At 70.2% G+C, this 764-nt stretch carries 1 protein-coding gene; it reads right to left on the bottom strand.

The window, feature by feature from the left end:
• Positions 1-41 precede the first annotated feature (41 nt).
• The coding region (locus ACEN88_RS33235; protein ID WP_413346575.1) for an FAD-dependent oxidoreductase at positions 42-764 on the bottom strand (723 nt) is incomplete at its 5' end.

The following is a 764-nucleotide window of genomic DNA, read 5'->3' as shown; positions in this document are numbered from 1 at the left end:
CCCCCCCCTTTTTTTTTTATTGATCCGGCGACCACGGTGATCTACTCCTTTATTTTGGTGGGCAGGGTCAGTTGTTTATAAGACCCTGGGCCGGCGCCGTGCAGAGGGCCGGACCACGCGCCCGTCGCATCGACCACGACCCGGGCACGCACCGCGTAGTCAGTACCGTCGCCGGCGAGCAGCGCCCCGCACACGCGGCCACCCGGGGAGCGCAGCAACTCGCTCGCACCGAGATAATTGACGGCCGCCGCGCCATGATCGAGCGCCTCGCGCAAGACCCGCAGCACGAGGCGGGCATCGTCCGTGCGCGCGTCCGTGTAGACGATGCCGCCCGCAAGACCGTCCCGCTTTACATTCGGCGCCGCCATCAGGAAATCGTCGGCATCGAGCCAGTGCCGTTCGCGCCGGCCCGCCATCACGTCATAGATCGCGAGGCCGGCCAGGAAGCTGCGCCGGCCGCGCGCGCCCTCGTACTGCGCGAACGCGAAGCCCTGCGGTTCGACGAGGCCTGGCGCGCAGGCGAGCAGCATCTCGCGCTCGCGCACGGATTCCGCCGTCAGCCGCACGTGGCCGTCCTTCAGGTAGCGCAGGCCGCCGTGCACGAGCTTCGACGAGCGGCTCGACGTGCCCCACGCGAAATCGTGGCGCTCGACCAGCAGCGCCTTCAGCCCCCGCCGTGCGGCCTCCAGCAGCACGCCGGCGCCGCTGATGCCGCCGCCGATCACGAGCACGTCCCAGTCGCGCGCCAGCACGTCCGCCAGGCC

Origin of the sequence: Massilia sp. CT11-108, from assembly GCF_047302915.1 — a bacterium.
Lineage (GTDB): Bacteria > Pseudomonadota > Gammaproteobacteria > Burkholderiales > Burkholderiaceae_D > Telluria > Telluria orientalis.
This window is presented reverse-complemented; position numbering and strand designations above follow the sequence as displayed.